Source organism: Sphingobium sp. AS12 (assembly GCF_019097845.1).
In the GTDB taxonomy this organism is placed as follows: Bacteria; Pseudomonadota; Alphaproteobacteria; order Sphingomonadales; family Sphingomonadaceae; genus Sphingobium.
Map to the genome: position 1 here is coordinate 79,935 of NZ_JAHRGM010000056.1, position 25,266 is coordinate 105,200.

General features: G+C 63.8%; 21 protein-coding genes and 2 tRNA genes. 17 read left to right on the forward strand and 6 right to left on the reverse strand.

From position 1 onward, the window contains the following. Window positions 1-13 precede the first annotated feature (13 nt). Window positions 14-1,390 carry a deoxyribodipyrimidine photo-lyase gene (locus KRZ98_RS18605; RefSeq protein WP_217674925.1) on the reverse strand — a complete coding sequence of 459 codons (1,377 nt, stop codon included), beginning with the start codon at window positions 1,388-1,390 and terminating at the stop codon, window positions 14-16. Window positions 1,391-1,607: 217 nt separating this feature from the next. Here KRZ98_RS18605 and KRZ98_RS18610 point away from each other — a divergent pair, with 217 nt between their 5' ends. The 10 genes from KRZ98_RS18610 (at window position 1,608) to KRZ98_RS18655 (ending at window position 11,769) form a co-directional block, all read left to right on the forward strand. Then, window positions 1,608-2,093 (forward strand): RNA pyrophosphohydrolase, encoded by a 486-nt coding sequence (locus KRZ98_RS18610; protein ID WP_217674926.1) that lies wholly within the window; start codon window positions 1,608-1,610, stop codon window positions 2,091-2,093. A 55-nt stretch (window positions 2,094-2,148) separates the two neighbouring features. Beyond that, on the forward strand, window positions 2,149-3,048 hold the full coding sequence (locus KRZ98_RS18615; protein WP_217674927.1) for a YdiY family protein: 900 nt from the start codon (window positions 2,149-2,151) through the stop codon (window positions 3,046-3,048). Between the two features lie 95 nt (window positions 3,049-3,143). Then, window positions 3,144-4,370, forward strand: coding sequence for a hydrolase (locus KRZ98_RS18620; protein WP_217674928.1), 1,227 nt, complete (start codon window positions 3,144-3,146; stop codon window positions 4,368-4,370). After that, entirely contained in the window at window positions 4,367-5,386 is a 1,020-nt protein-coding gene (locus KRZ98_RS18625) for an arginine N-succinyltransferase (RefSeq protein WP_217674929.1), read from the forward strand. Before KRZ98_RS18620 ends, KRZ98_RS18625 begins: the two co-directional genes overlap by 4 nt. After that, window positions 5,383-6,666: an N-succinylarginine dihydrolase gene (locus KRZ98_RS18630; protein WP_217674930.1), complete on the forward strand. Its 1,284-nt coding sequence runs from the start codon at window positions 5,383-5,385 to the stop codon at window positions 6,664-6,666. The genes KRZ98_RS18625 and KRZ98_RS18630 overlap by 4 nt, the downstream gene beginning before the upstream one ends. 30 nt (window positions 6,667-6,696) lie before the next feature. Next, window positions 6,697-6,918, forward strand: coding sequence for a hypothetical protein (locus tag KRZ98_RS18635; RefSeq protein WP_217674931.1), 222 nt, complete (start codon window positions 6,697-6,699; stop codon window positions 6,916-6,918). A 240-nt stretch (window positions 6,919-7,158) separates the two neighbouring features. Beyond that, window positions 7,159-8,058: a PAS domain-containing protein gene (locus tag KRZ98_RS18640; RefSeq protein ID WP_217674932.1), complete on the forward strand. Its 900-nt coding sequence runs from the start codon at window positions 7,159-7,161 to the stop codon at window positions 8,056-8,058. A gap of 146 nt (window positions 8,059-8,204) precedes the next feature. Then, window positions 8,205-8,663, forward strand: coding sequence for a TadE family protein (locus KRZ98_RS18645; protein WP_368389854.1), 459 nt, complete (start codon window positions 8,205-8,207; stop codon window positions 8,661-8,663). Next, on the forward strand, window positions 8,660-10,276 hold the full coding sequence (locus tag KRZ98_RS18650) for a pilus assembly protein TadG-related protein (RefSeq protein WP_217674933.1): 1,617 nt from the start codon (window positions 8,660-8,662) through the stop codon (window positions 10,274-10,276). The genes KRZ98_RS18645 and KRZ98_RS18650 overlap by 4 nt, the downstream gene beginning before the upstream one ends. Window positions 10,277-10,317: 41 nt before the next feature. Then, entirely contained in the window at window positions 10,318-11,769 is a 1,452-nt protein-coding gene (locus KRZ98_RS18655) for a cobyric acid synthase (protein WP_217674934.1), read from the forward strand. 8 nt (window positions 11,770-11,777) lie between these two features. Here the strand turns inward: KRZ98_RS18655 and KRZ98_RS18660 are convergent. Next, window positions 11,778-11,854: transfer RNA gene (locus KRZ98_RS18660), tRNA-Arg, on the reverse strand. Window positions 11,855-11,907: 53 nt separating this feature from the next. After that, window positions 11,908-11,984: transfer RNA gene (locus KRZ98_RS18665), tRNA-Arg, on the reverse strand. 142 nt (window positions 11,985-12,126) lie between these two features. Here KRZ98_RS18665 and KRZ98_RS18670 point away from each other — a divergent pair. Next, entirely contained in the window at window positions 12,127-12,612 is a 486-nt protein-coding gene (locus tag KRZ98_RS18670; protein WP_217674935.1) for a hypothetical protein, read from the forward strand. A gap of 42 nt (window positions 12,613-12,654) precedes the next feature. Here the strand turns inward: KRZ98_RS18670 and ppdK are convergent, their stop codons facing one another. The 3 genes from ppdK to KRZ98_RS18685 all read right to left on the reverse strand — a co-directional run bounded on the left by ppdK (window position 12,655) and on the right by KRZ98_RS18685 (window position 18,809). Continuing rightward, window positions 12,655-15,357, reverse strand: coding sequence for a pyruvate, phosphate dikinase (gene ppdK / locus KRZ98_RS18675; protein ID WP_217674936.1), 2,703 nt, complete (start codon window positions 15,355-15,357; stop codon window positions 12,655-12,657). A 138-nt stretch (window positions 15,358-15,495) separates the two neighbouring features. Continuing rightward, the gene (gene glyS / locus KRZ98_RS18680; protein ID WP_217674937.1) at window positions 15,496-17,937 is read right to left on the reverse strand and encodes a glycine--tRNA ligase subunit beta; all 2,442 of its coding nucleotides are present in this window, start codon (window positions 17,935-17,937) and stop codon (window positions 15,496-15,498) included. Beyond that, window positions 17,937-18,809, reverse strand: a complete 873-nt coding sequence (locus KRZ98_RS18685) for a glycine--tRNA ligase subunit alpha (protein WP_119745967.1) — start codon at window positions 18,807-18,809, stop codon at window positions 17,937-17,939. Before KRZ98_RS18685 ends, glyS begins: the two co-directional genes overlap by 1 nt. 134 nt (window positions 18,810-18,943) lie before the next feature. On the opposite strand from KRZ98_RS18685, the gene KRZ98_RS18690 reads away from it, so the two are divergent. From KRZ98_RS18690 to ychF, 6 genes are all read left to right on the forward strand, one after another. Next, a complete protein-coding gene (locus KRZ98_RS18690) occupies window positions 18,944-19,837 on the forward strand; it encodes a TraB/GumN family protein (RefSeq protein WP_217674938.1) in 894 nt (297 codons plus the stop codon). Window positions 19,838-19,840: 3 nt separating this feature from the next. Continuing rightward, window positions 19,841-20,725 (forward strand): TraB/GumN family protein, encoded by an 885-nt coding sequence (locus tag KRZ98_RS18695; protein WP_217674939.1) that lies wholly within the window; start codon window positions 19,841-19,843, stop codon window positions 20,723-20,725. Window positions 20,726-20,972: 247 nt separating this feature from the next. Next, window positions 20,973-21,587: a 50S ribosomal protein L25/general stress protein Ctc gene (locus KRZ98_RS18700; RefSeq protein WP_217674940.1), complete on the forward strand. Its 615-nt coding sequence runs from the start codon at window positions 20,973-20,975 to the stop codon at window positions 21,585-21,587. 152 nt (window positions 21,588-21,739) lie between these two features. Next, complete coding sequence (gene pth / locus KRZ98_RS18705; RefSeq protein ID WP_217674941.1) at window positions 21,740-22,309, forward strand: aminoacyl-tRNA hydrolase; 570 nt, start codon at window positions 21,740-21,742, stop codon at window positions 22,307-22,309. Between the two features lie 89 nt (window positions 22,310-22,398). Then, complete coding sequence (locus tag KRZ98_RS18710; protein WP_217674942.1) at window positions 22,399-24,027, forward strand: alpha-D-glucose phosphate-specific phosphoglucomutase; 1,629 nt, start codon at window positions 22,399-22,401, stop codon at window positions 24,025-24,027. Window positions 24,028-24,098: 71 nt separating this feature from the next. Continuing rightward, window positions 24,099-25,199, forward strand: coding sequence for a redox-regulated ATPase YchF (ychF, locus tag KRZ98_RS18715; protein WP_217674943.1), 1,101 nt, complete (start codon window positions 24,099-24,101; stop codon window positions 25,197-25,199). Window positions 25,200-25,266: the final 67 nt, after the last annotated feature.

The following is a 25,266-nucleotide window of genomic DNA, read 5'->3' on the forward strand; positions in this document are numbered from 1 at the left end:
CGCCGCGCTGCAATCACCCCTTGGCGTGGCGATAGGCGGCCAGCGCGCGTTCGCGACCTTCGCGATGGCCGATGATCTTTGACGGATAGGCGCGCGGCCGGACGCCATGGGCCTCAGGATCATGGATATGGACGTCGGACAGGTCGGCGAGTTCCGGCACCCACTCGCGAATATAGGCAGCAGCGTCGAATTTTTCCGACTGGACCAGCGGGGCCATGATGCGGACGAACATATTGGCATCCACCCCGCTGCCCGCGACCCATTGCCAGTTGACGCTGTTATTGGCGTAGCTGGCATCGACCAAAGTGTCCCAGAACCAGCGCGCGCCATGCCGCCAGTCGATCAGCAAATGTTTGATCAGGAAGCTGGCGGCGATCATGCGAACGCGGTTGTGCATCCAGCCTGTCGTCCAGAGCTGACGCATTCCTGCGTCAACGATCGGGTAGCCAGTGCGGCCCTGTTGCCAGGCGGTGAAGTCAGCCTTGGCCTCCCGCAGGTCCCGCCATGGCAGCGCGTCAAATTCGCCGCGGGCGTTGGCAGAGCCATAGGTCGGAAATTCGACGATCTGGTTATGGGCATAATCGCGCCAAATCAGCTCTTTAAGGAAGGTTGTCGTGCCTTCGTCCGAACCTGTGACCTGATGCCAGACGGTGGCGGGGGAGATTTCGCCGAAGTGGAGATGGGGCGAGAGGCGCGATGTTCCCTCGATCGAGGGCAGATTGCGGGCGGTGGCATAGTCGGGCGCTTCGCCCCGGAAATCGGCGAGATTGGCCTGTGCCCCCGCCTCCCCCGGCGTCCAGTCCTGCGCGAAGCCGCTCGCCCAGTCGGGGCTGGTCGGCAGCAATGCCCAACCGTCCAGCGAATCACTGTCGGGCCATGACGCCGGGGCCGGAATATGGTCGGGCGCGGGGCGCGGGACGGGCGGCGGCATGTGGGTCATCACCGCGCGGGAAAAGGGGGTGTAAATGCGATACATGCCCCCCGCCCCGGTCCGCACCGCGCCAGGCGGCAGGAGCAGGCCGCCGTCATGGAGGTGCAGGTCGAGCGTCTTGGCCACCGCCTTTTCCGCGTTGCGCCACCAGGGTTCATAGTGGTGGAGGGCATGGACGCTGCTGGCCCCGGCCTGGGCGGCGATCTGCGCCAATATCTCCGCCGACTTGCCGCGCCGCAGGATGAGGCGTGATCCTTTCGCGCGCAGGCTTTTGTCAAGCCGCGACAGGCTATGGTGCAACCACCAGCGCGACGCTCCGCCCATCGCCCATTGGCGCGGCGTGTCATCGTCCAGGATATAAATGGGGATCACTGGCCCTGCTTCGATGGCTGCCAGCAGCGCGGCCTGATCGGTCAGGCGAAGATCCTGGCGGAGCCAGAGCAGGACGGGTGTGGTCATGGTGCTGCAATGCCGCCAGAAGGGACCGGTTCCAAGCGACCGATAAAGCATCTTGCCAAGGCAGGTGGCCATATTTGTAGCGGTCAAATCCGTCCAATGGTGATTCGATCAATGGACGGATGCTGCCACCCACCCTATCCTTGGCGCGAGAAACAGGAACGATGTCGGCGGCTCCGGGGGGTATGTCGCGGTCGAAATAGCGTAATCAGGGGACAAAATGGCTTCGACGCCCGAAGAACAGGAACGCGGATACCGGCCTTGCGTCGGCATCATGCTGGTCAATATGGATGGCAAGGTTTTCGTCGGCCAGCGGCTGGATAATGTCGTGGAGGCCTGGCAGATGCCGCAGGGCGGGATCGACGAGGGCGAAGAGGCGAAGGATGCCGCGCTCCGCGAATTGCACGAGGAAACCGGCATCGTCAGCGGTCATGTAAAGATCATCGCCACAGCCAAGGACGAGCATTTCTACGATCTGCCGCCCGAACTGGTCGGCAAGCTGTGGGGCGGTAAATATCGTGGTCAGCGCCAGTTCTGGTTCCTCGCCCGCTTTCTGGGGCAGGATGAGCATATTAACATCCAGACCAAGCATCCCGAATTTCGCGAATGGCGCTGGACCGACCCGGAAACGCTGCCGGAGCTGATCGTGCCGTTCAAGCGCAAGCTGTATCGCGACATTTTGCAGGAGTTCAGGGCGCTTATCTGAGCGGCCCGTCGCTTAGGGGCTTAACCTTCGCGGTCTTGCGGCTATGACATAGATCATGCGCGCTTGTCTGATCCCCCTCGCCCTGTTCTTTGCCGCCCCGGCCTTTGCCGCCGATCCGGCGTTGCTGCCGCCTTCGGTGCGGGAGATGCTGGAGGCGGCGATCGCCAATGGCAATGAAACGGATATTGCGACCGTGGCGAAGATCGCGCGCCAGACCAATCCGGGGTCGGCGGACGAAATCCAACGGCTGGTCAACAGCTGGAAAGAGCGGACCAAGGCCACCCATGACACGGTGATTCGCGAGGCGCGCTTTACCGAATTATGGACCGGGCGGGTCGAGGCAGGCGGGTTTCGATCGACCGGCTCCACCAGCGAAATCGGCATTAGCGGGACGGCAACCGCCACCCGCAACGGCATCCAATGGTCGCACAAGCTGAGCGCCGCTGCCGATTATCGCCGGGCCAATGGCGTGACGTCGCGCGAACGCTACTTTGCCGGCTATGAGCCGAAGTTCCAGTTCGACCCGCGTGGCTTTGCCTATGGGCTGGCGCAGTTCGAGCGGGATACGTCGATCGGCTATGACGAGCGCTACACCGCGTCGGTCGGGGTGGGTTACAAGCTGATCGTGAGCAAGCCGGTGGATCTGCTGGTCGATATCGGCCCATCGGTGCGGCACGCCAAATATCTGATCGGGGTGCGGGAAACCAAGCTGGGCGCGCGTGGGTCGATGGCGCTGGCCTGGCGCGCCAGTCCGACTTTGACCTTCAAGCAGACCGCGGCCGGCTATGCCGAAAGCGACGTCTATTCGCTCAATGCGCTGACGTCGATGGAGACGAAGGTCGCAACGCGCTGGTCGGCAGCCTTGTCCTACAACGTGCAATATGAGTCGGAGACGTTGCTGTCGTCGCGCAATTTCAACACGCTCAGCCGGGTGACATTGAGTTATGATTTTTAGGACGGCGACTGCGTCCTTGAAATACCGCCATCTGACTAATGACTACGCTGTCACAGGGGTGGAGGCGCGGCACTGGGTCTGATAGACCCGGCGGGATGACGCTTTTATCATCGCTCGATCAATCATTGCTGGACCATGCGGCGGATGCGCCGATGCTGGCGCAGGTGCAGGCCTGGGCAGCGATCAACGGTGGGTCGCGCAATCTGGACGGGCTGGGCGTGATGGCCGGGTTGCTGGCGGATGCTTTTGCCGTGCTACCCGGCGACTTACGGCTGGTGGAGGCCACGCCGGTCGAGACGGTCGCTGCCGACGGGCGGATCAACAGCATCGAATCCGGTCGGCACCTGCATCTATCGGTTCGGCCGGATGCGCCGATGCGGCTGCTGCTGACCGGGCATATGGATACGGTGTTCGGGATCGATCATCCTTTCCAGGCGCAGCGCTGGCTGGAGCCGGGGGTGCTGAACGGGCCAGGAGTGGCGGACATGAAGGGCGGGCTGGCGGTGATGCTGGCGGCGCTTTGCGCATTCGAGACGTCAGGCGAAACGGCAAGGCTGGGCTATGATGTCGTTATCAACAGCGATGAGGAAGTGGGCAGCCCCTCCTCTGCCGCGCTGCTGCGGCAGACGGCGGCGGGCAAGCTGGCCGCATTCACCTACGAACCCGCGTTGCCGGACGGCACGCTGGCAGGTGCGCGGGCGGGGAGCGGCAATTTCTCCATCATCGTTACCGGGCGCAGCGCCCATGCCGGACGGAACCCCGATGACGGGCGCAATGCGCTGCTGGCGGCGGCGGATCTGGCGCTGCGGCTGAAGGCGGCGAGCGGCAAGGGCTTTTCCTGCAATCCGGCCAAGATTGACGGCGGCGGGCCGAATAATGTCGTGCCCGACCATGCCGTGCTGCGAGTGAATTTCCGGCCGATGACGCCAGCCGACGAGGTCGCAGCAAAGGCGTTGCTCGATCGGACGATAGCCGATGTGGCGCGCGACCATGACGTCAGCCTGCATTGCCATGGCGGCTTTGGCCGTCCACCCAAGCCCATGGACGCCAAGGCGCTGGCGCTGTTCGATCTGGTGCGGCGATGCGGCGCGGAACTGGGGCTGCCGATCGGCTGGCGCGATACGGGCGGGGTGTGCGACGGCAATAATATCGCGGCGTGCGGCGTGCCGGTGGTGGATACGATGGGCGCGCGCGGCGGGAGCATCCATAGCGACGCGGAGTTTCTGCTGACCGACAGCCTGGCTGAACGGGCACAGCTGTCGGCGCTGGCGCTGCTGCGGATCGCGCAAGGACAATATAAAAGAGAGGGGATGATCGCTTGAGCTTTATCATGCGCACCGCGCGCGCGGACGATTTGCAGACCTTGTACGAGATGGCCAAGCTGACCGGTGGCGGCTTCACCAACCTGCCGCCCGATCGCAAGGCGCTGTCCGCCAAGCTGGAACGGACGCAGGCGGCGCTGACCCGCACTGGCGAGGGCATCAAGGACGAGCTGATCGTGCTGGTGCTGGAAAATACCGAGACGGGCCAGGTGCGCGGCACCTGCCAGATATTTTCGACCGTGGGGCAAAGCTGGCCATTCTATTCCTACCGGCTGGGCGTGCTGACCCAGCATAGCCGGGAGCTGGCACGGACGTTCCGGGCGCAGATGCTGTCGCTGACGACCGATCTGGAGGGATCGACCGAGGTGGGCGGCCTGTTCCTGCATCCACGCGAGCGGGCCGAGGGGCTGGGGCTGCTGCTGGCGCGCAGCCGCTATCTCTATATTCGCGGGCATCGCGCGCGCTTTGGCGACCGGATCATCGCGGAATTGCGCGGCGTGATTGACGAGGCGGGTGGATCGCCCTTCTGGGATGGGCTGGCCGGGCGTTTCTTTGGCATGAATTTTCAGGAGGCGGACGAGTTCAATGCGGTAAACGGCAACCAGTTCATCGCCGACCTGATGCCCAAGACGCCCATTTATACCGCGATGCTGACCGACAGCGCGCGTGCCGTCATCGGCCTGCCCCACCCCAATGGCCGGGCGGCGATGCGTATGCTGGAGACGGAGGGGTTCATCAATGCGGGCTATGTCGATATTTTCGACGGCGGACCGACAATGGTGGGGCAGATCGACCAGCTCAAGACGATCGCGGCGGCGCGTGACGTCAATCTGTCATCCTGCCATGAAAAGGGCGGCGTCAAGATGCTGGTGTCGACCGGCACGCTGGCCGACTATCGCTGCACCTATGGCTTTGTGGTCGAGGATGAGGATGGCGCAGTGTCGCTGGATGCGGCCAGCGCGGCGCGGCTGCATCTGGAACCGGGGCAGAGCTTTACCATGGCGGGACGGGCATGAGCGTAACCGAGATCAACTTCGACGGGCTGATCGGGCCGAGCCATAATTATGCTGGGCTGAGTCTGGGCAATCTGGCTTCATCCCGCAATGCGGGCGCAGTTGCCTATCCGCGCGCGGCTGCGTTGCAGGGTATCGAGAAGATGCGCGGCAATGTCCGGCTGGGGTTGGCCCAGGGGTTGTTCCTGCCGCAATGGCGGCCCGACGGAACCTGGCTGGCGCAACTGGGGACCGATATTGGCGCAGCCGAGCCGCATATCCGCGCGGCGGCGATGTCGGCATCATCCATGTGGGCGGCCAATGCGGCAACAGTGTCTCCGGCCAGCGATACCGCGGACGGGCGGACGCATCTGACCGTCGCTAACCTCGTCACCATGCCGCATCGCAGCCATGAATGGCCGCAGACGCTGGCGCAGTTGCGGGTCGCTTTTTCCGATCCGCGCGCTTTTGCGGTTCATTCGCCGGTGCCTGCGCCGTTCGGTGATGAGGGCGCAGCCAATCATATGCGGCTGTGCGACCATCATGGCGCGGCGGGGGTAGAGATATTCGTCTATGGCCGGTCGGGTGGGCCCTTCCCCGCGCGCCAGCATCTTGAGGCGAGCAAGGCGGTGGTGCGGCTGCACGGGCTGGACCCGGCGCGGACCCTGTTTGTCGAACAGTCCAAGGAGGCGATCGCGGCGGGGGCGTTTCACAATGACGTCGTAGCGGTCGCCAATGAGCGGGTGCTGTTCGTGCATGAGCTGGCCTTTGCCGACCAGGCGGGATTTTACGCCGATCTGCGCGCGACGATGCCCGGTGTCGAGATTGTCGAGGTGCCGGCCAGCGCCGTCAGCCTGGCCGATGCGATCAAATCCTACCTGTTCAATGCGCAACTCGTAACGCTGCCCGATGGCGGCCCCTCGACTTCGCTCGGGACAGGCATGGCGCTGATCCTGCCGACCGAGGCGCAGGAGACCCCGGCTGTGTGGCAATGGCTGGAGCAGATGGTGGCGGGCAACGGGCCGATCCGGCGGCTGGTGCCGGTGGATGTGCGCCAGTCGATGGCCAATGGTGGCGGCCCCGCCTGCCTGCGATTGCGGGTGGTGGCGGACCCGGCGACGATCGACCCGCGATTCCTGATGGATGAGGGGAAGCTCGACGGGATCGCACGGATCGTCACGGATTATTGGCCCGAACAGATCGCGCCGGACGATCTGTCGGACACGCGGCTGATCGCGCGGATCGAACAATCATGGTTAACCCTTGTTGACCATTTGCAGCTTTCGGGCGATCTAATCCCATAGCGGCGGGCCGCAACGCCAGGTGGGATCATAATGGAACGCATCAAACGCCTTTTCACCATAAAGACCAAGTTTGAGGCGTTCCTGATCATCTACGCGCTCGCGCTGGGCGCGTCGGAGCGCGGCATCGTCTATATGCAGCAATATCCCGGCTTTGGCGGGCAGTTGCTGGCACTGGCCTGCACCGGCGCGGTGTTCATGGCGGGGGGCAAGATGCTCGACGCGCTGGACTATCAGCGCGCATACGGCAGCTAGGCCCAATCGACATTCAGCCCTGACGGCCTGCAAATGGCGGTTTCCCGCGCTTCCGGTGCTCACCTACTTTTAGTAGGCTGCGCTCCGGGTCACAGGAAACCACCATTTTCGGCTCGTCATCATCTGAATGTCGATCGGCCCTAAATCGCGCTTCGCTCCGAAACGGAGTGGTCTGTCGATTCACCTTTTGATCCGGCCCTGTATCCTGGCTTCCTAACAGGAACAGGGAGCCATGGAGCCATGCTGGATGACCGTCGCGGGCAAAGCGTTGCCGCCGCTGAACTGGTACGCAATTTCGCGCATTGGCGGGAGGTCGGCGCGCGGGAGCCGGTGATGATCACCCATCATGGCCGCGAGACGCATATCTTCATGGGGGTGGAGAGTTTCCGCAGCCTGGGCGTGAGCGATGGTCCCGCGCCAGCGCCGGACCGGATGCGCGAACTGGCCAACCATATCCATCAGGGGCTGATCCTGTGCCGCAGCGACCTGAGCATCGACTATGTCAACAGCGTGGCGCTGGCGATGACCAAAAGGTGGGACCGGCATCTGGAAGGGCGGTCGCTATGGGAGGCACTGCCGGAATTTGCCGGCGCGCTGACAGAAGCGCATATCCGCCACAGCCTGGCGTCTGGTGAAGCCAGCGCGGCGGACATCCCCTCCCCGTTCCGCAGCGACACCTGGCTGCATTTCGAAACATTCCCGTTCGGCGACGGCATCGCCCTGCTGCTGCGCGACATTACTGCGGACATGCGCCGTCACCGGCTGGCCGACGTCAAGTCCGCGATCCTGAAAGCCATGAGCGTACATGGCGGGGTGGGCTATGTGCGGGTATCGACTCGCGGGTTCATCGACATTGCCGACGACACATTCTGCACGTTGATCGGCCTGCCCGAAGAGAGGCTGTCGAGCGTGTGCCTGCCCGACGTCGTGGAAGTATCGGCACGGCCGCAGTTTCGCGAACAATTGGAGCGGGTGCTGCGCGGCGAGGGCGACCGGCGGGTGGCGACGCGGCTGCTGACCAATGGCGGGGCGGTAATGCCGGTGGACGCGGCGATCGCGCAACTCCATGGCACCTACGGCACCGAGGGCGCGGTGATCGTGATGACAGGCCAGCGTGTGGCCGCGACAAAGGGCGCGTAAGCAGTGACCGGCGCGGCTTTTACGCAAATTCATGGTCCGATTCGGAGGGAGTGGATCAGGATCGATTGATGCGGCGGATCGGCGGGGCTGAGATATGCGGGAATTGCGTATTGTCCGCCGCAAGCCGATCAAACCGGCTGTTGAGCGTGCGACGCTATGCTGTCCTTATGCGCCAAAGCCCCTCCCCCCGGTTCCGGCCGATCGCCTCCCTGCCCCGCCATGACGCGGGCAGCGCCCTGGTTGAGGCGGCCTTTGTCCTGCCGCTGCTGATCAGCCTGCTGTTTGGCATCTTAATCTATGGCAGCTGGTTCATGACGGCCCATAGCCTGCAACAGGCGGCCAATGATGCGGCGCGGGCGGCGGTGGCGGGCCTCGATTCAACCGAACGGCGCGCTCTGGTCGACCAGAGCATCGCCGCCAGCCGCGCCGCCTTCCCCGCGCCCGCCGCGCAGACGATCAGCATCGGCACGGAAGAGAGCGGCGGCTATTATCGGGTGACGCTGAGCTATAGTCTGAGCAACGCGCCGATTTTTGCGGCTACCCCCATTCCCCTTGCCGCCACGACGCTGCAGCGCAGTGCGGTCATACGGATTGCGGTGCCGTGACCGGGCGCGGCGTGATGCGCGATGCGCGCGGCGGCATCAGCCTGATTCTGGCGGGATCGCTGTTTATGCTGGCCGGCGCGGCGACGGTCGCTGTCGATCTGGGATCGGTCTATCTGGCCAAGCGGCAGTTGCAGGGCATTGCCGATGCAGCGGCGCTGGCGGCTGTCGGTGGCGGGCGCAGCGCAGCGGAAGAATTGGTGGGACAAAGCGGGGTCGGCGGCATCGCGCTGATCGGCTTGGAGGGCGGCAGCTACCGGGCCGACAGCGCGGTTCCAGTGCCCGATCGTTTCGTTGCAGGCGAAGGCGGGGCGATGCGGGTCGAACTGCAACGGCGCACGCCGCTCTTCTTCGCCCGGCTGCTGGTCGGGCGCGATGGCATCGACCTGCGCGCGCGGGCGATTGCGGCGCGCCAGGATGCGGCGGCCTTCTCGATCGGCACCGGACTTGCCGCGGTCAATGGTGGACTGCCCAATATGCTGCTGTCGAGCCTGGCCGGGACGCAGCTCAATCTGTCGGTGATGGACAGTCAGGGGCTGGCGAGCCTGAACCTGGACCTGCTGGGCGTTGCCGACGCACTGCGGGTGCGGACGGGGCGCGATGGCGAAGCCTATGGCACCTTGTTCGACCGCGAAATCCCGCTGTCCGATATGATTGGCGCGATGGCCGACAGTGCAGGCGGCAATCAGAGCGCGGCAGTGCTGCTGGCCATTGCCGGACAGGTCGCGGGACGATCGGTGCGGTTGAGTGATATCATCGATCTTGGCCCGATGCGGGGCGCGGCCAGTGCAACGGGGCAGCCCAATGTGTTGCTCGACGCTTTTTCGATGCTGCGCATGATCCTGAGCCCCCCGTCGGGGACATCGGTGCCGATGGATTTGCGCCTGACGGTGCCGGGGCTGACATCGACCCGGCTGATGCTGGTGATGGGCGAGGGACAGGCGCGCTCCCCCCTGCTGAGCGTGACGGCTGACAAGTCCGTCGTGCTGCGCACCGCGCAGACCCGCCTTTATCTGGAAAGCACTGTGGCGACGGCGCTTTCGGGTATCGCGTCGGTGCGTATCCCGCTTTACGTCGAACTGGCGGCGGCGGAGGCGCGGCTGGCGGCGATCGACTGTACGGCAGGATCGGCGGGTCGCGGCGTGACGCTGGCGGTGACGCCGTCGATCGGCACGGCGGCGCTGGCGGATGTTGATGTGCAGGCGCTGACCAATTTCAACGCGCCCGCCAATCCGCGCCCGGCTGTGCTGGCGCAAGTGCTGGGCACGAAAGTGACAGGCTATGCCAATATCGCGCTGGGTGGTGTGCAGCCGCAAAATGTGCATTTTTCGCCCACGGAGATCAGCGCGCAGACGGCCAAGCGGGTCAGCACCAACGACCTGACGCAGGGGCTGGCCGCGAGCCTTGCCAGCCGGACGCAGGTGCAGGTGTCCGTGCTGGGCATCAATCTAAACCTCAGCCCGCTGGTGCCCGCCATCGGCACACTGCTGGCGACGACCGCCCCCTTGCTGGACGGGATTTTGGCGAACGTGACGGCAACGCTGGGGGTGCAACTGGGCTATGCCGACGTGCGGGTGCATCAGATGCGATGCGGGATGGCGGCGATCGTCGCCTGACGGCTTGCGCTGGGGGCCCCGTGCCGTCAGGAGCGGGAGCCATGGGCGCTATCATGCTGCAGGGAACCGGATCGGACGTTGGCAAATCGGTGCTGGTCGCCGGACTGTGCCGTGCGCTGGTGCGGCGGGGATATTCAGTGCGGCCGTTCAAGCCGCAGAATATGTCCAACAACGCAGCGGTGACGAGTGACGGGGGCGAGATTGGCCGGGCGCAGGCATTGCAGGCGATCGCTTGTGGCGTGCCATTGCATACGGACATGAACCCGGTGCTGTTGAAGCCGCAGGCCGACCGGACATCGCAGCTGATCGTTCACGGTCAGGTGCGCGGAACGCTCGGTTCGGGCAATTTCCGTACCGCGCGTGGAGAGCTGCTGGGTGCTGTGCTGGAAAGCTATGCGCGATTGAAGGCGCAGTGCGACATTGTGGTGGTCGAGGGGGCGGGATCGCCAGCCGAAATCAATCTGCGCGCGGGCGACATCGCCAATATGGGCTTTGCCCGCGCGGCCAATGTGCCGGTGATCCTGATCGGTGATATAGACCGGGGCGGCGTGATCGCGGCGGTGGTTGGTACGCTCGCGGTGATTGACCCGGACGATTCGGCAATGATCAAGGGCTTCCTGATCAACAAGTTTCGCGGTGATCCGGCTTTGTTCGAGGATGGCTATGCGCAGATTGCCACGCTGTCGGGATGGCGCGGCATGGGGGTGGTGCCGTGGCTGGATGCGGTGGCGCGACTGCCGAGCGAGGACGCCGTCGTGCTGGAGCGGCGCGCCCCGTCCGCCGATGCGCCGCTGGTGATCGCCTGCCCGGTGCTGCCGCGCATCTCCAATTTCGATGATCTTGATCCGCTGAAGCTGGAACCGTCGGTCGAGTTGCGGATGATCGGGCCGGGTCAGGTGATCCCGGCCGATGCCGCGCTGGTGATCCTGCCGGGGTCGAAGGCGACGATCGCCGACATGCGCGCGATGGTGGCGCAAGGGTGGGACATCGACATTCGCGCGCATCACCGGCGTGGCGGTGCGGTGCTGGGGATTTGCGGCGGATATCAGATGCTGGGGCGGACGATCAGCGACCCTGAAGGAATCGAAGGACCGCCGGGCGCGGTGGCCGGGCTGGGGCTATTGGAGGTCGATACGCTGTTGTCGGCAGGCAAGGCGCTGGATCTGGTGCAGGGGCATGGTCTGGACGCGAGTTTCAGCGGATATGAGATGCATATGGGTGCGACCAGCGGGCCGGACTGCGCGCGGCCCTTTGCGGTGCTGGACGGCGGACGGGCCGATGGAGCGATCAGCCGCGACGGGCTGGTGCTGGGCAGCTATGTCCATGGGCTGCTGGCCAGCGCCCCCCTTCGCGACGCATTGTTGCGGCGGCTGGGCGGGCAGTCGGCACTGGCCGATTATGGACAGACCGTGGAGGATGCGCTGGACGAGGTTGCGGCGCTGCTGGAGCAACATGCCGATATCGACGCGATGGTCGCGCTGGCGCTGTCATGACAGGCAAATGGTGCACCCGGAGCGATTCGAACGCCCGACCCTCAGATTCGTAGTCTGATGCTCTATCCAGCTGAGCTACGGGTGCGCTGGAAGGATGATAGCCTGGCGTGAAGCCGGACTGGACGTCCTTCAGAATGTTGGTGCACCCGGAGCGATTCGAACGCCCGACCCTCAGATTCGTAGTCTGATGCTCTATCCAGCTGAGCTACGGGTGCACTGGAGTGGCGCGGATAGTAGGGCGCGCCGGATTGGGCAAGCCCCTTTTTTCACTTTTGCCCGACCATCCCGCCTTTCTGGGGCCGCGCGGCAACTTTTGGCCTCGCCCGCCGTTCGAGACGGTAATGAAAGGATGTCCTTATGAGCTTTACCCTGAATGACATCGCCTTGCTGCTGGTTGCGCTGGCCATCGGCCTGATTCTGGGCCTGATGATGAGCGGACGCGGTAAATATCGCCGGGCGTGGCGGGACGAGCAGGCTGCCCACCGCGCCATGGTCAAGGATCGCGACGCGCAACTGGAGGCCGCCAATGCGCGGATCATCGAGTTGGAGAAGCGGACGGTTCCGGTTGGCGCAGCGCCTGTCGCGGGGGTTGCCGCCGAGCGGGATGATCTGAGCCGGATCAAGGGTTTGAGCCAAGCGCAGGAAGTGTCGCTGAATGAGGCAGGCTATCAGCGCTACGGCCAGATCGCGGCGCTGAACAGTGAGCAGGAGGCGACGCTGGAGGCGCGGCTTGGGCTGACGCCAGGCACGATCGCGCGGGAGAATTGGCGCGAGCAAGCGCGCGCGCTAGAAGGTGGCGGACAGCGCAAGGGGCTGTTCGGGCGGGCCACTACGCCGGTTTGAGGGCTTAAGAAAAGGGCGGGGTTTGCGCCCCGCCCTTTTGCGTTACTTCCTGTTCGCCAGTGCGGCCTGAGCCGCAGCCAGTCGAGCGATCGGCACGCGATAGGGCGAGGCCGATACATAGTCTAGGCCCGTGGTTTCGCAGAAGGCGATCGAAGCCGGATCGCCGCCATGTTCACCGCAAATACCCAGCTTGATGCCGGGGCGGGTCTTGCGACCGCGCTCGGCTGCGAGCTGGATCAGTTCGCCCACACCCTCGACATCGATGCTGACGAAGGGGTCGCGGGCGAAAATGCCCTTATCGACATAGGTGCCCAGGAAACGGCTGGCATCGTCGCGGCTGATGCCGATCGTGGTCTGGGTCAGGTCGTTGGTGCCGAAGGAAAAGAATTCACCGACTTCCGCTATTTCCCCGGCCTTGAGCGCGGCGCGCGGCAGTTCGATCATCGTGCCGACCAGATATTCGACACTGTCGCCCTGTTCTGCGAATACTTCGGTGGCGACGCGATCGACGATCGCCTTCATCAGTTCCAGTTCCTTGGCGGTAGCCACCAGCGGGATCATGACTTCGGGGATCGGCGCTTCACCGCCACGCTGCTTGACGATCAAAGCCGCTTCGAAAATCGCACGAGCCTGCATTTCGTATATTTCGGGATAGGTAACGCCCAGACGGCAACCGCGATGGCCGAGCATCGGGTTGAATTCATGCAGTTCGTTGGCGCGGCGCTTCAGCACTTCGATGCCGACGCCGGCGGCCTTGGCCACTTCCTCAAATTCCGCTTCGGCATGAGGCAGGAATTCGTGCAGCGGCGGATCGAGCAGGCGGATCGTGACGGGCAGGCCCGCCATCACCATGAAGATCTGCGCGAAATCGTCCCGCTGTTCGGGCAACAGCCGTTCAAGCGCGACGCGGCGGCCCTTTTCGCTGTCGGCCAAGATCATTTCGCGCACGGCCGTGATGCGGGCCGCGTCGAAGAACATATGTTCGGTGCGGCAGAGGCCCACGCCTTCCGCGCCGAATTCACGCGCGACCTTGCAGTCCTGCGGCGTTTCGGCGTTGGCGCGGACTTTCAGGCGGCGGACCTTGTCGGCCCAGACCATCAACGTGCCGAAATCGCCGGCCAGTTCGGGTTGCACGGTCGGGACTTCGCCCGCCATGACTTCGCCGGTCGAACCGTCGAGGGTGAGGATATCGCCTTCTTTCAGTTCACGACCGTCGACCCGCAGGATTTTCGCCTTGGTGTCGATCGAAATGCCGCCCGCGCCGGAAACGCAGGGGCGGCCCATGCCGCGCGCCACGACGGCGGCGTGGCTGGTCATGCCGCCGCGCGCGGTCAGGATGCCCTTGGCGGCGTGCATCCCGTGAATATCCTCCGGCGAGGTTTCCACGCGGACGAGGATGACGGCGTCGCCCATTTCGTTACGGCGCTCGGCTGTATCGGCGTCGAACACGATCAGGCCAGACGCAGCGCCGGGGCTGGCGGGCAACCCCTTGGTCAGCACGTCGCGCGGCGCCTTGGGATCGAGCGTGGGATGGAGCAGCTGGTCGAGCGCGGCAGGATCGACGCGGGCGACGGCTTCTTCTTCGGTGATCAGCCCTTCATGCGCCATGTCCACGGCCATTTTGAGCGCTGCCTTGGCCGTGCGCTTGCCAGAGCGGGTCTGGAGCATCCAGAGCTTGCCCTGCTGGACGGTGAATTCAATGTCCTGCATGTCGCGATAATGCGTTTCGAGGATCTGGAACACCTTGGCCAGTTCGGCATAGGTTTCCGGCATCGCCTCTTCCATCGACAGCGGCTTGGCCCCTGCCCGTTCCCGCGCGGCCAGCGTCAGATATTGCGGAGTGCGGATGCCCGCGACGACATCCTCGCCCTGGGCGTTGATCAGAAATTCGCCATAATAGACATTTTCGCCGGTCGATGGGTCGCGGGTGAAGGCCACGCCGGTGGCGGATGTTTCGCCCATATTGCCGAACACCATCGCCTGCACATTGACGGCGGTGCCCCATTCGCCGGGGATGTTGTTGAGGCGGCGATAGACTTTCGCGCGTTCCGACTGCCACGATCCGAACACGGCGCTGATCGCACCCCAGAGCTGGTCATGCACGTCCTGCGGGAATGGCTTGTTCCAGAGCTTTTCCACCAGCGCCTTATATTCGGCGACCAGTGCCTTCCAGTCGTCCGCCGTCATTTCGGTGTCGAGGCTGTAGCCCTGATCTTCCTTGGCGACTTCCAGCGCTTCCTCGAACGCGCCATGGTCCAGTTCCAGCACCACGTCCGAATACATCTGGATGAAGCGGCGATAGCTGTCCCAGGCGAAACGCTCGTCACCCGATGTGTTGGCCAGGCCAATGACGGTTTCGTCGTTGAGACCAAGGTTGAGGACCGTGTCCATCATGCCGGGCATCGACGCGCGCGCGCCGGAGCGGACCGAGACGAGCAGCGGATCGGCGGCGTCGCCGAATGTCTTGCCGGTGATCCCCTCGATATGGGCAAGGCCGGTTGCGACTTCGGCTTTCACGCTGTCGGGATAGACGCCGCCATCTTCATAATAGCGGGTACACATGGCCGTCGTGATGGTGAAGCCGGGGGGGACCGGCAGGCCGATCGCGGCCATGCCGTCGAGGTTCGCGCCCTTGCCGCCCAGAAGGTTGCGGTCACCCTGCCCGCCATCATCCACGCCGCCGCCAAAACGATAGACATAACGTGTTGCGGTCGTGGTCATGATGGCCTCTTGTGTATCATTCATTCCCGGCACTCCCTGCACTGATTGCCGATTATATTGCATTGCAACAATCTGGCATTCATAGCCAGATCATGCGCGGCAGAATAGGATTATTACGTCTTAACTTCGCATTTTTCCCGGCAAACGCGACATTATATTGCGTTAGCCCGTAATTTTGGAAAAGTCCGCCACGCTGTGAACCGCATCGCGCACCCGCGCCAGCAGCGCAAGACGGGCGGTGCGCTTCGCGGGATCGGGGTCATTGACCGTCACGCTTTCAAAGAAGGCGTCGATGGGCGCGCGGAGCGTTGCAAGGGCCGCCATCGCCCCCTCGAAATCCTCCGCCGCCACAGCCTGTGCCGTGCGCGGTTCCGCCACGTCGAGCGCGGCGATGAGCGCAGCTTCGGCTATTTCGGGCGTGTAGGACAGGCCTGAATTGCCCTCCCCCTCCAGGGTCGGAAGGAGTCCCGTGCCTCCTTCCGAGGTTGGGTGGGGGTGTGCCACGTCGATAGCGGGACGCTCGGCTTCGCCTCGCTCCCCCTCTCCCCGGCCCTCTCCCCGCAGGGGAGAGGGAGTTTGTGGCGCTTCCTTCTTGAGGATGTTCGCGGCGCGCTTGTAGCCGGCCAGCAGGTTCGCGCCGTCGTCGGTGGCGACGAAGGATTGCAGCGCATGGACGCGGGCGAGCAGGCGAACGAGATCATCCTCGCCACCCAGGGCAAACACCGCGTCGATCAGGTCGTGACGGACACCGGCTTCGCGTTGCTGGACTTTGAGGCGGTCGGCGAAGAAGTCGAGGAGTTCCGCATCGTTTGATCGAAAACTTGCAAGCTTAGCAGGCTCGTACTCTTCGAAGAGGGAACGAATGCCGTCAAGCGTATCATTTTTAATAGCGAGGTCAAAGAAGGGCAGCGAGACATCACCCATCAATGTGAAAAACAATTCGCTAAACTGCTTTTTAAGCGGGATCGAACTATCGTAGTTTGCGTGTGACGACGTGGCGTAGAAAATCCAACGCAACGTTAAATCGCGAACTGAAAACATTTTCGGCATCTGAAGCGAAAGCGCTAGAATGCCAAGCGCAGCACGTCTCAGAGCGAACGGATCTCGCGATCCCGTAGGCTGTTGGCTAATAAAAAAGAAACCCACCAGCGTATCAAGCTTATCCGCCAAGCTCACCGCCACCGTGACCGGCGCGGTGGGGACGTCGTCGCCCTGCCCGACCGGCTTGTAATGGTCGCGGATGGCGTCGGCTACGGCGTCGGGCAGACCTTCGGCGCGGGCGTAGTAGCCGCCCATAATGCCTTGCAGTTCGGGAAATTCGCCGACCATTTCGGTGACGAGATCGGCTTTGCAGAGGTAGGCGGCCTGTTCGGCGAGTTGCGCCAATTCACTCTTCGTCATGCCAGCGAAGGCTGGCATCTCAGGCGTTGGCGCGCTGCCGCCTGAGACCCCAGCCTTCGCTGGGGTGACGGCGGCGGCTGGGGTGACTATGCCCTCTTCCACCAGCCAGCGGGCCAGCTTCGCCACGCGCTCGACCTTGTCGGCGACCGTTCCCAGCTTGTCGTGGAAGGTGATGCGTTCCAGCTTTTTGGCGTGGTCCTCCAGCCGGGTTTTGCGGTCCTGTTCCCAGAAGAAGCGGGCATCGCTGAGGCGTGCGGCCAGCACCTTGCGGTTGCCGGCGATGATCGCCGCGCCGCCGTCCTTCGCCTCGATATTGGCGGTGCAGATGAAGGCGGGGGCGAGTTTGCCCTGCCCGTCCCGCAGGACAAAATATTTCTGGTTGATGCGCAGGGTCAGCTGGATGACTTCGGGCGGGACTTCCAGGAATGCGGGGTCGAAATCGCCCAGCAGCGGGACCGGCCATTCGGTGAGACCCGCATTTTCCGCGATCAGCCCCTTGTCCTCGACCACGGTGTAGCCATGGGCGGCAGCGGCCTGCGCGGACTTTTCGGCGATGATCGACTGGCGTTCCTGATGCGACACGATGACGTGGCAGGCGCGCAGCTTTTCGGCATAGTCGCTGGCGCCGCCGATGGTGATCTCGCCGCTGTGGTGGAAGCGGTGGCCGAGCGTCGCGTAGCCGGACTGGATGCCGTCCACCTCACACGGGATCAAATCCTCACCCAATATCGCGACGATGCCCTGCAACGGGCGGACCCAGCGCAGGCTTTCGGTGGTCTGGGACGCGGCGCCCCAGCGCATCGATTTGGGCCAGGGGAAGGCGCGGATGATGGCGGGGATGGCCTGCGCCAGCACGTCGGCGGTGGCGCGGCCGGGCTTGTTGACGGTGGCGAACCAGACGCCGTCGCGGTCCTCCAGCTGGTCCTGGGTCAGGCCGGTCTTGCGCAGGAAGCCTTCGAGCGCCTGGGGCGGCGCGCTGGTGCGCGGGCCTTTATGTTCTTCGCTGACGGCGGCGGTTTGCAGCGGCAGATCGCGGGCGATCAGCGCCAGACGGCGCGGCGTGACGAAGCTGTCGATCGCGCCGGGGGTGAGGCCGGATTTGGCCAGTTCCTCGGTAAACAGGCGGGCGAGATCGTCGCTGGCCTTCAATTGCATACGCGCGGGAATTTCCTCGCAGCGCAGTTCTAGGAGGAAGTCAGTCATCACGCGGTCCACCCGTTGCTCTGCATCCACGCTTCGCAGCTGCCCTTGGCCATGTCGCGCACTTGCCCCATGTAGCTGGCGCGTTCCTGGACCGAGATGACGCCGCGGGCCTGGAGCAGGTTGAAAGTGTGGGACGCCTTGATCGCTTGCTCGAACGCGGCGAGCGGGACGCCATTGTCGATGCATTGGCGCCATTCGGACTGGCAATCCTTGAACCAGCGGAACAGCTTTTCGGTGTCGGCGACCTCGAAATTCCATTTCGACATCTGCCGCTCATTTTCAAGGAACACGTCGCCATAGGTGACGCCCGCGTCGTTGAATTTCAGGTCATAGACGCTGTCGACGCCTTGAATATACATGGCGAGCCGTTCAAGACCGTAGGTGAGTTCGCCCGCGACCGGCTTGCAGTCATAGCCGCCCATCTGCTGGAAATAGGTAAACTGGCTGACCTCCATGCCGTCGCACCAGACTTCCCAGCCCAGCCCCCAGGCGCCCAGCGTCGGGCTTTCCCAGTCATCCTCGACAAAGCGGATGTCGTGGACCAGCGGGTCTATGCCGATCTCTACCAGAGACCCCAGATAGAGGTCTTGCAGGTTGGCGGGGGACGGCTTCATGATCACCTGATATTGGTAATAATGCTGGAGCCGGTTGGGGTTTTCGCCATAGCGGCCATCGGTCGGGCGGCGGCTGGGCTGGACATAGGCGGCGTTCCACGGCTTTGGCCCCAGCGCGCGCAGCGTGGTCGCGGGGTGGAAGGTGCCCGCGCCGACTTCCATGTCATAGGGTTGCAGGATGACGCAGCCCTGTTTCCCCCAATAGGCATGGAGGGTCAGGATGAGATCCTGGAAGGAAAGCGCTTTGCCTTCAGCCACGGGTGGTCCTTGCGATATGACGGTTTAGCTTGGCGTCGCGCATTGGCGTATGGGGCTGAAACGGTCAAGGGAAAGGCGCGTAAAACAGGGTTAAGCCGCTTGCCCTGCGCCCGCCCTGCCCGCATGTGTGGGGCATGAATATGCTTCGTTTATGCGCCGCTGCGCTGTTGATGATGAGTGGCGTGGTGCAGGCGCGCCCTGCCCCGCCCACCACCACCATTGCCACGCCTGCCCTGTGGCGGGTGAGCGATGCCGACACCACCATCTATCTGTTCGGCACCGTCCATGTGATGAAACCGGGGATCGACTGGTTTCGCGGCGGTGTGAAGGCCGCGTTCGACGGGTCGGACGAACTGGTGCTGGAGATTGTCGAGCCGGACGATCCCAATGCTATGGGCGCTGTCATGACGAGCAAGGCGATGGCGGGCGACGGGATGGCGCTGTCCGACCGGCTGGATGCGGAGGCGCGGACGAAATATCGCGCGGCGATGGAGGCCAATGCGATGCCGTGGCAGGCGTTCGAACGCTTTGCCCCGTGGATGGCGGGCATGGCGCTGTCGGTCGCGCCGCTCCAGAAGCTGGGCTATCGGGCCGATCTGGGCGCGGAGAAGGTCTTGCGCGCGGCGGCGGTGAAGGCGGGCAAGCGGGTCGATGCGCTGGAGACGGTCGAGCAGCAGATCGATTTCTTCGCTACGCTGCCGATGGCGCAACAGGTCGAGTTTCTGAACGCGACGGTCGATGGGCTGCCGGAGATGGAGGGCGAGTTTGCGGGGCTGCTGCGTTACTGGCAGGCGGGCGATCCCAAGAAGCTGGCGAAGTCGATGAACGAGTCGCTGGAAGCGACGCCGCAGCTGGCGCAGATACTGCTGATCAGGCGCAATGCGAACTGGGCGCAGTGGATCAAGACGCGGATGGACCGGTCCGGCACGGTGTTCGTGGCGGTGGGCGCGGGGCATCTGGCGGGCAAGGGCAGCGTGCAGGATCAGTTGAAGGCGCTGGGCATCGCGACCCGGCGGGTGAAGGAGTAAGTGATGCGGCTGTTCACCCATTTTCTGGCGCTCTGCGCGCTGACGCTGGTTGCCGCATGTGGCAGCGATCCTGCCCCCGCGCCGGTTGCCAAGAGTGGCCCGGCGCTGTGGCAGGTGCAGCGTGGCGAGATGAAGGGCTGGCTGTTTGGCACCATCCATGTGCTGCCCAAGGGGGTGGCATGGGAAACGCCGACAATCAGCGAGGCGATGGCCAAGGCCGACCGGCTCGTGCTGGAGGCGGCGGACTTGCAGGATGAGGAGAAAACGCTGGCCCTGTTCGAATCCATGGGCCGCAGTCCGGGCCTGCCACCGCTCGACCGGCGGGTGCCGGAAGAGGAGCAGGCGGCGCTGAACAAGGCGATCAGTGAGGGCGGGACCAGCACTCAATTGCTGTCGAGCTATGAAAGCTGGGCCGCGGCGATGCTGCTGTCGGCAGCGACGCAGCAGGGGCTGGGCGTCAGTCAGGATGACGGGGTGGAGCCAGTGCTGATCGCGACCTTCAAGAAGGCGGGCAAGCCGATCGGCGGGCTGGAGACGATCGAGCGGCAGTTCGGCGCGTTCGACACGCTGCCGCAAGCGGCGCAATCGCGCCTGCTGGTGCAGACGGTGCATGAGGCCAAGGATATGAAGGGATTGTATGATCGCATCCTCAAAGCCTGGACCACCGGCGACATGGACGCGATCGCCAAGGAGGATGAGAATGGCGAACAGCCCGACCCGATGGTCGAGGAAGCGGTGCTGGTGGCGCGCAACCGCGACTGGGTGAAGGCCATCGAACCGATGAAGGGCGTGCCGTTCATCGCGGTCGGGGCCGGGCATCTGACGGGGCGGGAGAATTTGATCGACCTGCTGAAAGCGCGCGGGTTTGCCGTTACGCGGGTGCAGTGACCTATTAACGGCCGTTCGTCCTGAGTAGAGGCTGAGCTTGTCAAAGCCTGGTATCGAAGGATGCGCGTATGCCGATCCTTCGATACGCCATTTCGACTTCGCTCAATGGCTACTCAGGACGAACGGAACTTGTGCTGTATCCCAACTTGCTTTCCAGCACTTTTCTGCTAAAGGCCGCGCTCCCGCTATGGTCATCCCTGGAGGCGTGGCGGGAAAAGTAACTCAAACCAGCTTTTGGAGACACGCAATGAGCGAGCAGCTTACGCTGTCGGCCGAGGCACGCGATCGGGCAGGCAAGGGAGCCTCCCGCGCCCTCCGCCGTGAGGGCCGCGTACCCGCCGTCATCTATGGAATGAACGAAGAACCCCTGTCGATCCATGTCGAGGAAAAGCTCCTCAACAAATTGCTCGGCACCGGCCACTTCTTCAATTCGGTCATCATGGTCGAAGTAAACGGCAAGACCGTCCGCACCCTGCCCAAGGATGTGGCTTTCCACCCCGTTTCGGACCGTCCGCTGCACGCCGACTTCCTGCGCGTTTCGGAACATGCCACCGTGCATGTCAACGTTCCCGTGCGCTTCGAGAATGAAGATGCGTCGCCCGGCCTCAAGAAGGGCGGCGTGCTGAACGTCGTTCGTCATGATGTCGAGCTGATCGTCGACGCCGCCGAAATCCCCGAAGATGTCGTGGTCGACCTCACCGGCTTCGAGGTCGGCGATTCGATCCACATCAGCGCGGTGACGCTGCCCAAGGGTGCCAAGACCGCGATCGACGATCGCGACTTCACCCTGGCGACCATCGTTGCGCCGTCGGCTCTGAAGAGCGCCGGCACCGAGGCGGAAGCGGAAGCGGAAGGCGAATAAGCCTTTTCCCGTCAGACTGACCTAAGCCCCGTTCGGGCTGAGCGAAGTCGAAGCCTGCCACTGAGCGAACCGAAGTGCCTTCACTTCGTTCAGGCGGCCCCTTCGACTTCACTCAGGGCGAACGGGGTTTTGTCGTGAAGGAGCAAGGGAAGATGCAAATCTGGGTCGGTCTGGGCAATCCGGGCGCGCAATATGCGATGCACCGGCACAATGTCGGCTTCATGGTCGCGGACCTGATCGCGGACCTGTATCGCTTCTCCCCGCCCCGCAAACAGTTCCAGGGCTGGACCCAGGAAGGGCGGATCGGGCCGGAGAAGATCCTGCTGCTGAAACCCGCGACCTTCATGAACGAAAGCGGGCGTTCCGTCGGGGAGGCCATGCGCTTCTACAAGCTGGAGCCGCAGGACGTGACCGTTTTCCACGACGAGCTGGACCTGGCACCGATGAAGGTGAAGGTGAAGCGCGGCGGCGGCAATGCCGGGCATAATGGCCTGCGGTCGACCGACGCGCATATTGGCGCGGATTTCCGCCGGGTGCGGATCGGCATCGGCCATCCTGGTCATAAGGACCGGGTGCATGACTATGTGCTGGGCAATTATCACAAGAGCGAGAGCGACGCGCTGGCCGACATGCTGGGCGCGATCGGCGCGGAAGCGGAGTGGCTCGCCAAGAATGACGATGCGCGGTTCATGAACGAGGTCGCGCTGCGGCTGGCGGACTGAACGGACGATCTGGCAATAACTGCATTGCGAACAGTCGCAAGGCCGGGCCATAAGGGCGCGGGGCATTGCGTTATGCAGGGGATTACCGGGTGATTCAGACAGTTTCGACCACGCCGTTTACCGACCAGAAGCCGGGCACGTCGGGCCTGCGCAAGAAGGTGAAGGTCTTTGCCCAGCCCCATTATGCCGAAAATTTCGTCCAGTCGGTGCTCGACAGCCTGGATGGCTTTGCCGGGCAGACGCTGGTGGTGGGCGGCGACGGGCGCTATCTCAATCGCGAGGTTATCCAGATCGTCCTGAAAATGGCGGCGGCCAATGGCTTTGGCCGGGTGCTGGTGGGCCAAGGCGGGATTTTGTCGACACCGGCTGCATCACATTTGATCCGGTCATCGGGAGCGTTCGGGGGTCTGGTGCTGTCGGCCAGCCATAATCCGGGCGGGCCGGACGAGGATTTCGGGATCAAATATAATGTCGGCAATGGCGGACCCGCGCCGGAGAAAGTGACCGATGCGATCCACGCCCGGACGCTGACCATCGACCAGTATCGCATATTGGAGGCCGCCGACACCGACCTGGACAGTATCGGCACCAGCCGGATGGGCAATATGCTGGTCGAAGTGGTCGATCCTGTCAGCCTCTATGCCGATCTGATGGAGCAGTTGTTCGATTTCGGCGCGATCCGGGCGATGATCGCGGGCGGCTTTACCCTCGCCTTCGATTCGATGAGCGCGGTGACCGGTCCCTATGCGGTCGAGATATTCGAGCGGCGGCTGGGCGCGCCGTCGGGCACGGTGATGAACGGCACCCCCCTGCCCGATTTCGGCCATCACCATCCCGACCCCAATCTGGTTCATGCCAAAGAGCTTTATGACCGGATGATGGCCACCGATGCGCCTGATTTCGGGGCGGCATCGGATGGCGATGGCGACCGCAACCTGATCATCGGGCGGCATTGCTATGTGACGCCGTCGGATTCGCTGGCGGTGCTGGCGGCGAACGCGCATCTCGCGCCGGGCTATAAGGCGGGCCTGAAAGGTATTGCGCGCTCCATGCCGACCAGTGGCGCGGCGGACCGGGTTGCGGAGAGGCTGGGCGTTCCGCTTTATGAGACGCCGACCGGATGGAAATTTTTTGGCAATCTGCTCGACGCAGGCATGGCGACGATCTGTGGCGAGGAAAGCGCCGGCACCGGGTCCGACCATGTGCGTGAAAAGGACGGCATCTGGGCGGTGCTGCTGTGGCTGAACATCGTCGCGGTGCGTCAGCAGAGCGTGGCGGCGATCATGGCCGATCATTGGGCGACCTACGGCCGCAACTATTATGCCCGGCATGATTATGAGGCGATCGCGACCGACCGGGCCGATGCGCTGACGGCTGCGCTGCGCGGCAAGATCGACAGTCTGGCAGGAACCGGCAACAGCGGCGGGACGATCAGCGCGGCCGACGATTTTGCATATACAGACCCGACCGACGGATCGGTCAGCAGCCATCAGGGCGTCCGCATACTGTTCGAGGACGGATCGCGGGTCGTGTTTCGCTTGTCGGGCACCGGCACCCAAGGGGCAACGCTGCGCGTCTATATCGAGCGCTACATGGCCCCTGATGGCGATCTCACGCTGGCGACGGGCGACGCGCTGGCGCCGCTGGTCGCCGCAGCGCAGGAGCTGGCGGACATTAGCGGCTATACCGGCATGGATGCGCCCAGCGTCATTACCTGATGGAGATGCTGGCCAATAGGGACTGAAACCGCTATCGGGCGCGCCATCGAATGTGAAGTGAAGGCAGTCAAATGGGTTTTCGTTGCGGTATCGTCGGGCTTCCCAATGTGGGCAAGTCCACCCTGTTCAATGCGCTGACCGAGACGCAGGCGGCGCAGGCGGCGAACTATCCCTTCTGCACGATCGAGCCGAACGAGGGCCGCGTGGCCGTGCCGGACCCCCGGCTGGAGACGATCGCGAAGATTGGCGGGTCGCAGAAGATCATCGAAACGCAGCTGGCGTTTGTGGACATTGCGGGTCTGGTGCGGGGCGCGTCCAAGGGCGAAGGGCTGGGCAACCAGTTTCTGGCCAATATCCGCGAGACCGACGCCATCGTCCATGTGCTGCGCTGTTTCGAGGATGACGACATCACCCATGTCGAGGGCAAGGTCGATCCGATCGCCGACGCCGAGACGGTCGAGACCGAGCTGATGCTGGCCGATCTGGAGAGCCTGGAAAAGCGGGTGCCGAACCTGCTGAAAAAAGGTGCTCAGGGTGACAAGGAAGCCAAGGCCGCTGCCGCCGTGCTGGGCCAGGCGCTGGAACTGCTGCGCGATGGCAAGCCTGCCCGGCTGACCCAACCGCGTGACGAGGAAGAAGCGCGGCTGTTCGCGCAGGCGCAGCTGCTGACCGCCAAGCCGGTGCTGTACGTCTGCAATGTCGAGGAGGCAGCGGCGTCCGAAGGCAATGTCTTTTCCAAGCGGGTGTTCGAGAAGGCAGCGGCGGAAAATGCCAGCGCGGTGATCGTGTCGGCGGCGATCGAGGCGGAACTGGTGACCATGCCAGTCGAGGAACGGGGCGAATATCTCGAAGCACTGGGGCTGACCGAAGCGGGCCTCGCGCGGATCATCCGGGCGGGCTATGAATTGCTGGGCCTGATCACCTTCTTCACCGTGGGGCCAAAGGAAGCGCGTGCCTGGACCGTGCATAAGGGGTCCAAGGCACCGCAGGCGGCGGGCGCGATCCACACCGATTTCGAAAAAGGCTTCATCCGCGCCGAAACCATGGCCTATGCCGACTATGTCCAGTTCAATGGCGAGGCCGGGGCCAAGGAAGCGGGCAAGTGGCGGTCCGAAGGCAAGGACTATGTCACGCAGGATGGCGACATCATGCTGTTCCGGTTTAATGTTTAAAGCCCTGGTCGTCACCCCAGCGCAGGCTGGGGTCTCGTGAGGCAGCGCGCTAACGCCTGAGACCCCA

Coding starts and splice junctions, on each gene's coding strand:
- KRZ98_RS18670 (WP_217674935.1), top strand. CDS start 12,127: ATGAGCTTTACCCTGAATGACATCGCCTTGCTGCTGGTTGCGCTGGCC.
- KRZ98_RS18605 (WP_217674925.1), bottom strand. CDS start 1,390: ATGACCACACCCGTCCTGCTCTGGCTCCGCCAGGATCTTCGCCTGACC.
- ychF (WP_217674943.1), top strand. CDS start 24,099: ATGGGTTTTCGTTGCGGTATCGTCGGGCTTCCCAATGTGGGCAAGTCC.
- KRZ98_RS18690 (WP_217674938.1), top strand. CDS start 18,944: ATGAATATGCTTCGTTTATGCGCCGCTGCGCTGTTGATGATGAGTGGC.
- glyS (WP_217674937.1), bottom strand. CDS start 17,937: ATGACTGACTTCCTCCTAGAACTGCGCTGCGAGGAAATTCCCGCGCGT.
- pth (WP_217674941.1), top strand. CDS start 21,740: ATGCAAATCTGGGTCGGTCTGGGCAATCCGGGCGCGCAATATGCGATG.
- KRZ98_RS18695 (WP_217674939.1), top strand. CDS start 19,841: ATGCGGCTGTTCACCCATTTTCTGGCGCTCTGCGCGCTGACGCTGGTT.
- KRZ98_RS18610 (WP_217674926.1), top strand. CDS start 1,608: ATGGCTTCGACGCCCGAAGAACAGGAACGCGGATACCGGCCTTGCGTC.
- KRZ98_RS18700 (WP_217674940.1), top strand. CDS start 20,973: ATGAGCGAGCAGCTTACGCTGTCGGCCGAGGCACGCGATCGGGCAGGC.
- KRZ98_RS18615 (WP_217674927.1), top strand. CDS start 2,149: ATGCGCGCTTGTCTGATCCCCCTCGCCCTGTTCTTTGCCGCCCCGGCC.
- KRZ98_RS18655 (WP_217674934.1), top strand. CDS start 10,318: ATGGGCGCTATCATGCTGCAGGGAACCGGATCGGACGTTGGCAAATCG.
- KRZ98_RS18620 (WP_217674928.1), top strand. CDS start 3,144: ATGACGCTTTTATCATCGCTCGATCAATCATTGCTGGACCATGCGGCG.
- KRZ98_RS18630 (WP_217674930.1), top strand. CDS start 5,383: ATGAGCGTAACCGAGATCAACTTCGACGGGCTGATCGGGCCGAGCCAT.
- ppdK (WP_217674936.1), bottom strand. CDS start 15,357: ATGAATGATACACAAGAGGCCATCATGACCACGACCGCAACACGTTAT.
- KRZ98_RS18635 (WP_217674931.1), top strand. CDS start 6,697: ATGGAACGCATCAAACGCCTTTTCACCATAAAGACCAAGTTTGAGGCG.
- KRZ98_RS18640 (WP_217674932.1), top strand. CDS start 7,159: ATGCTGGATGACCGTCGCGGGCAAAGCGTTGCCGCCGCTGAACTGGTA.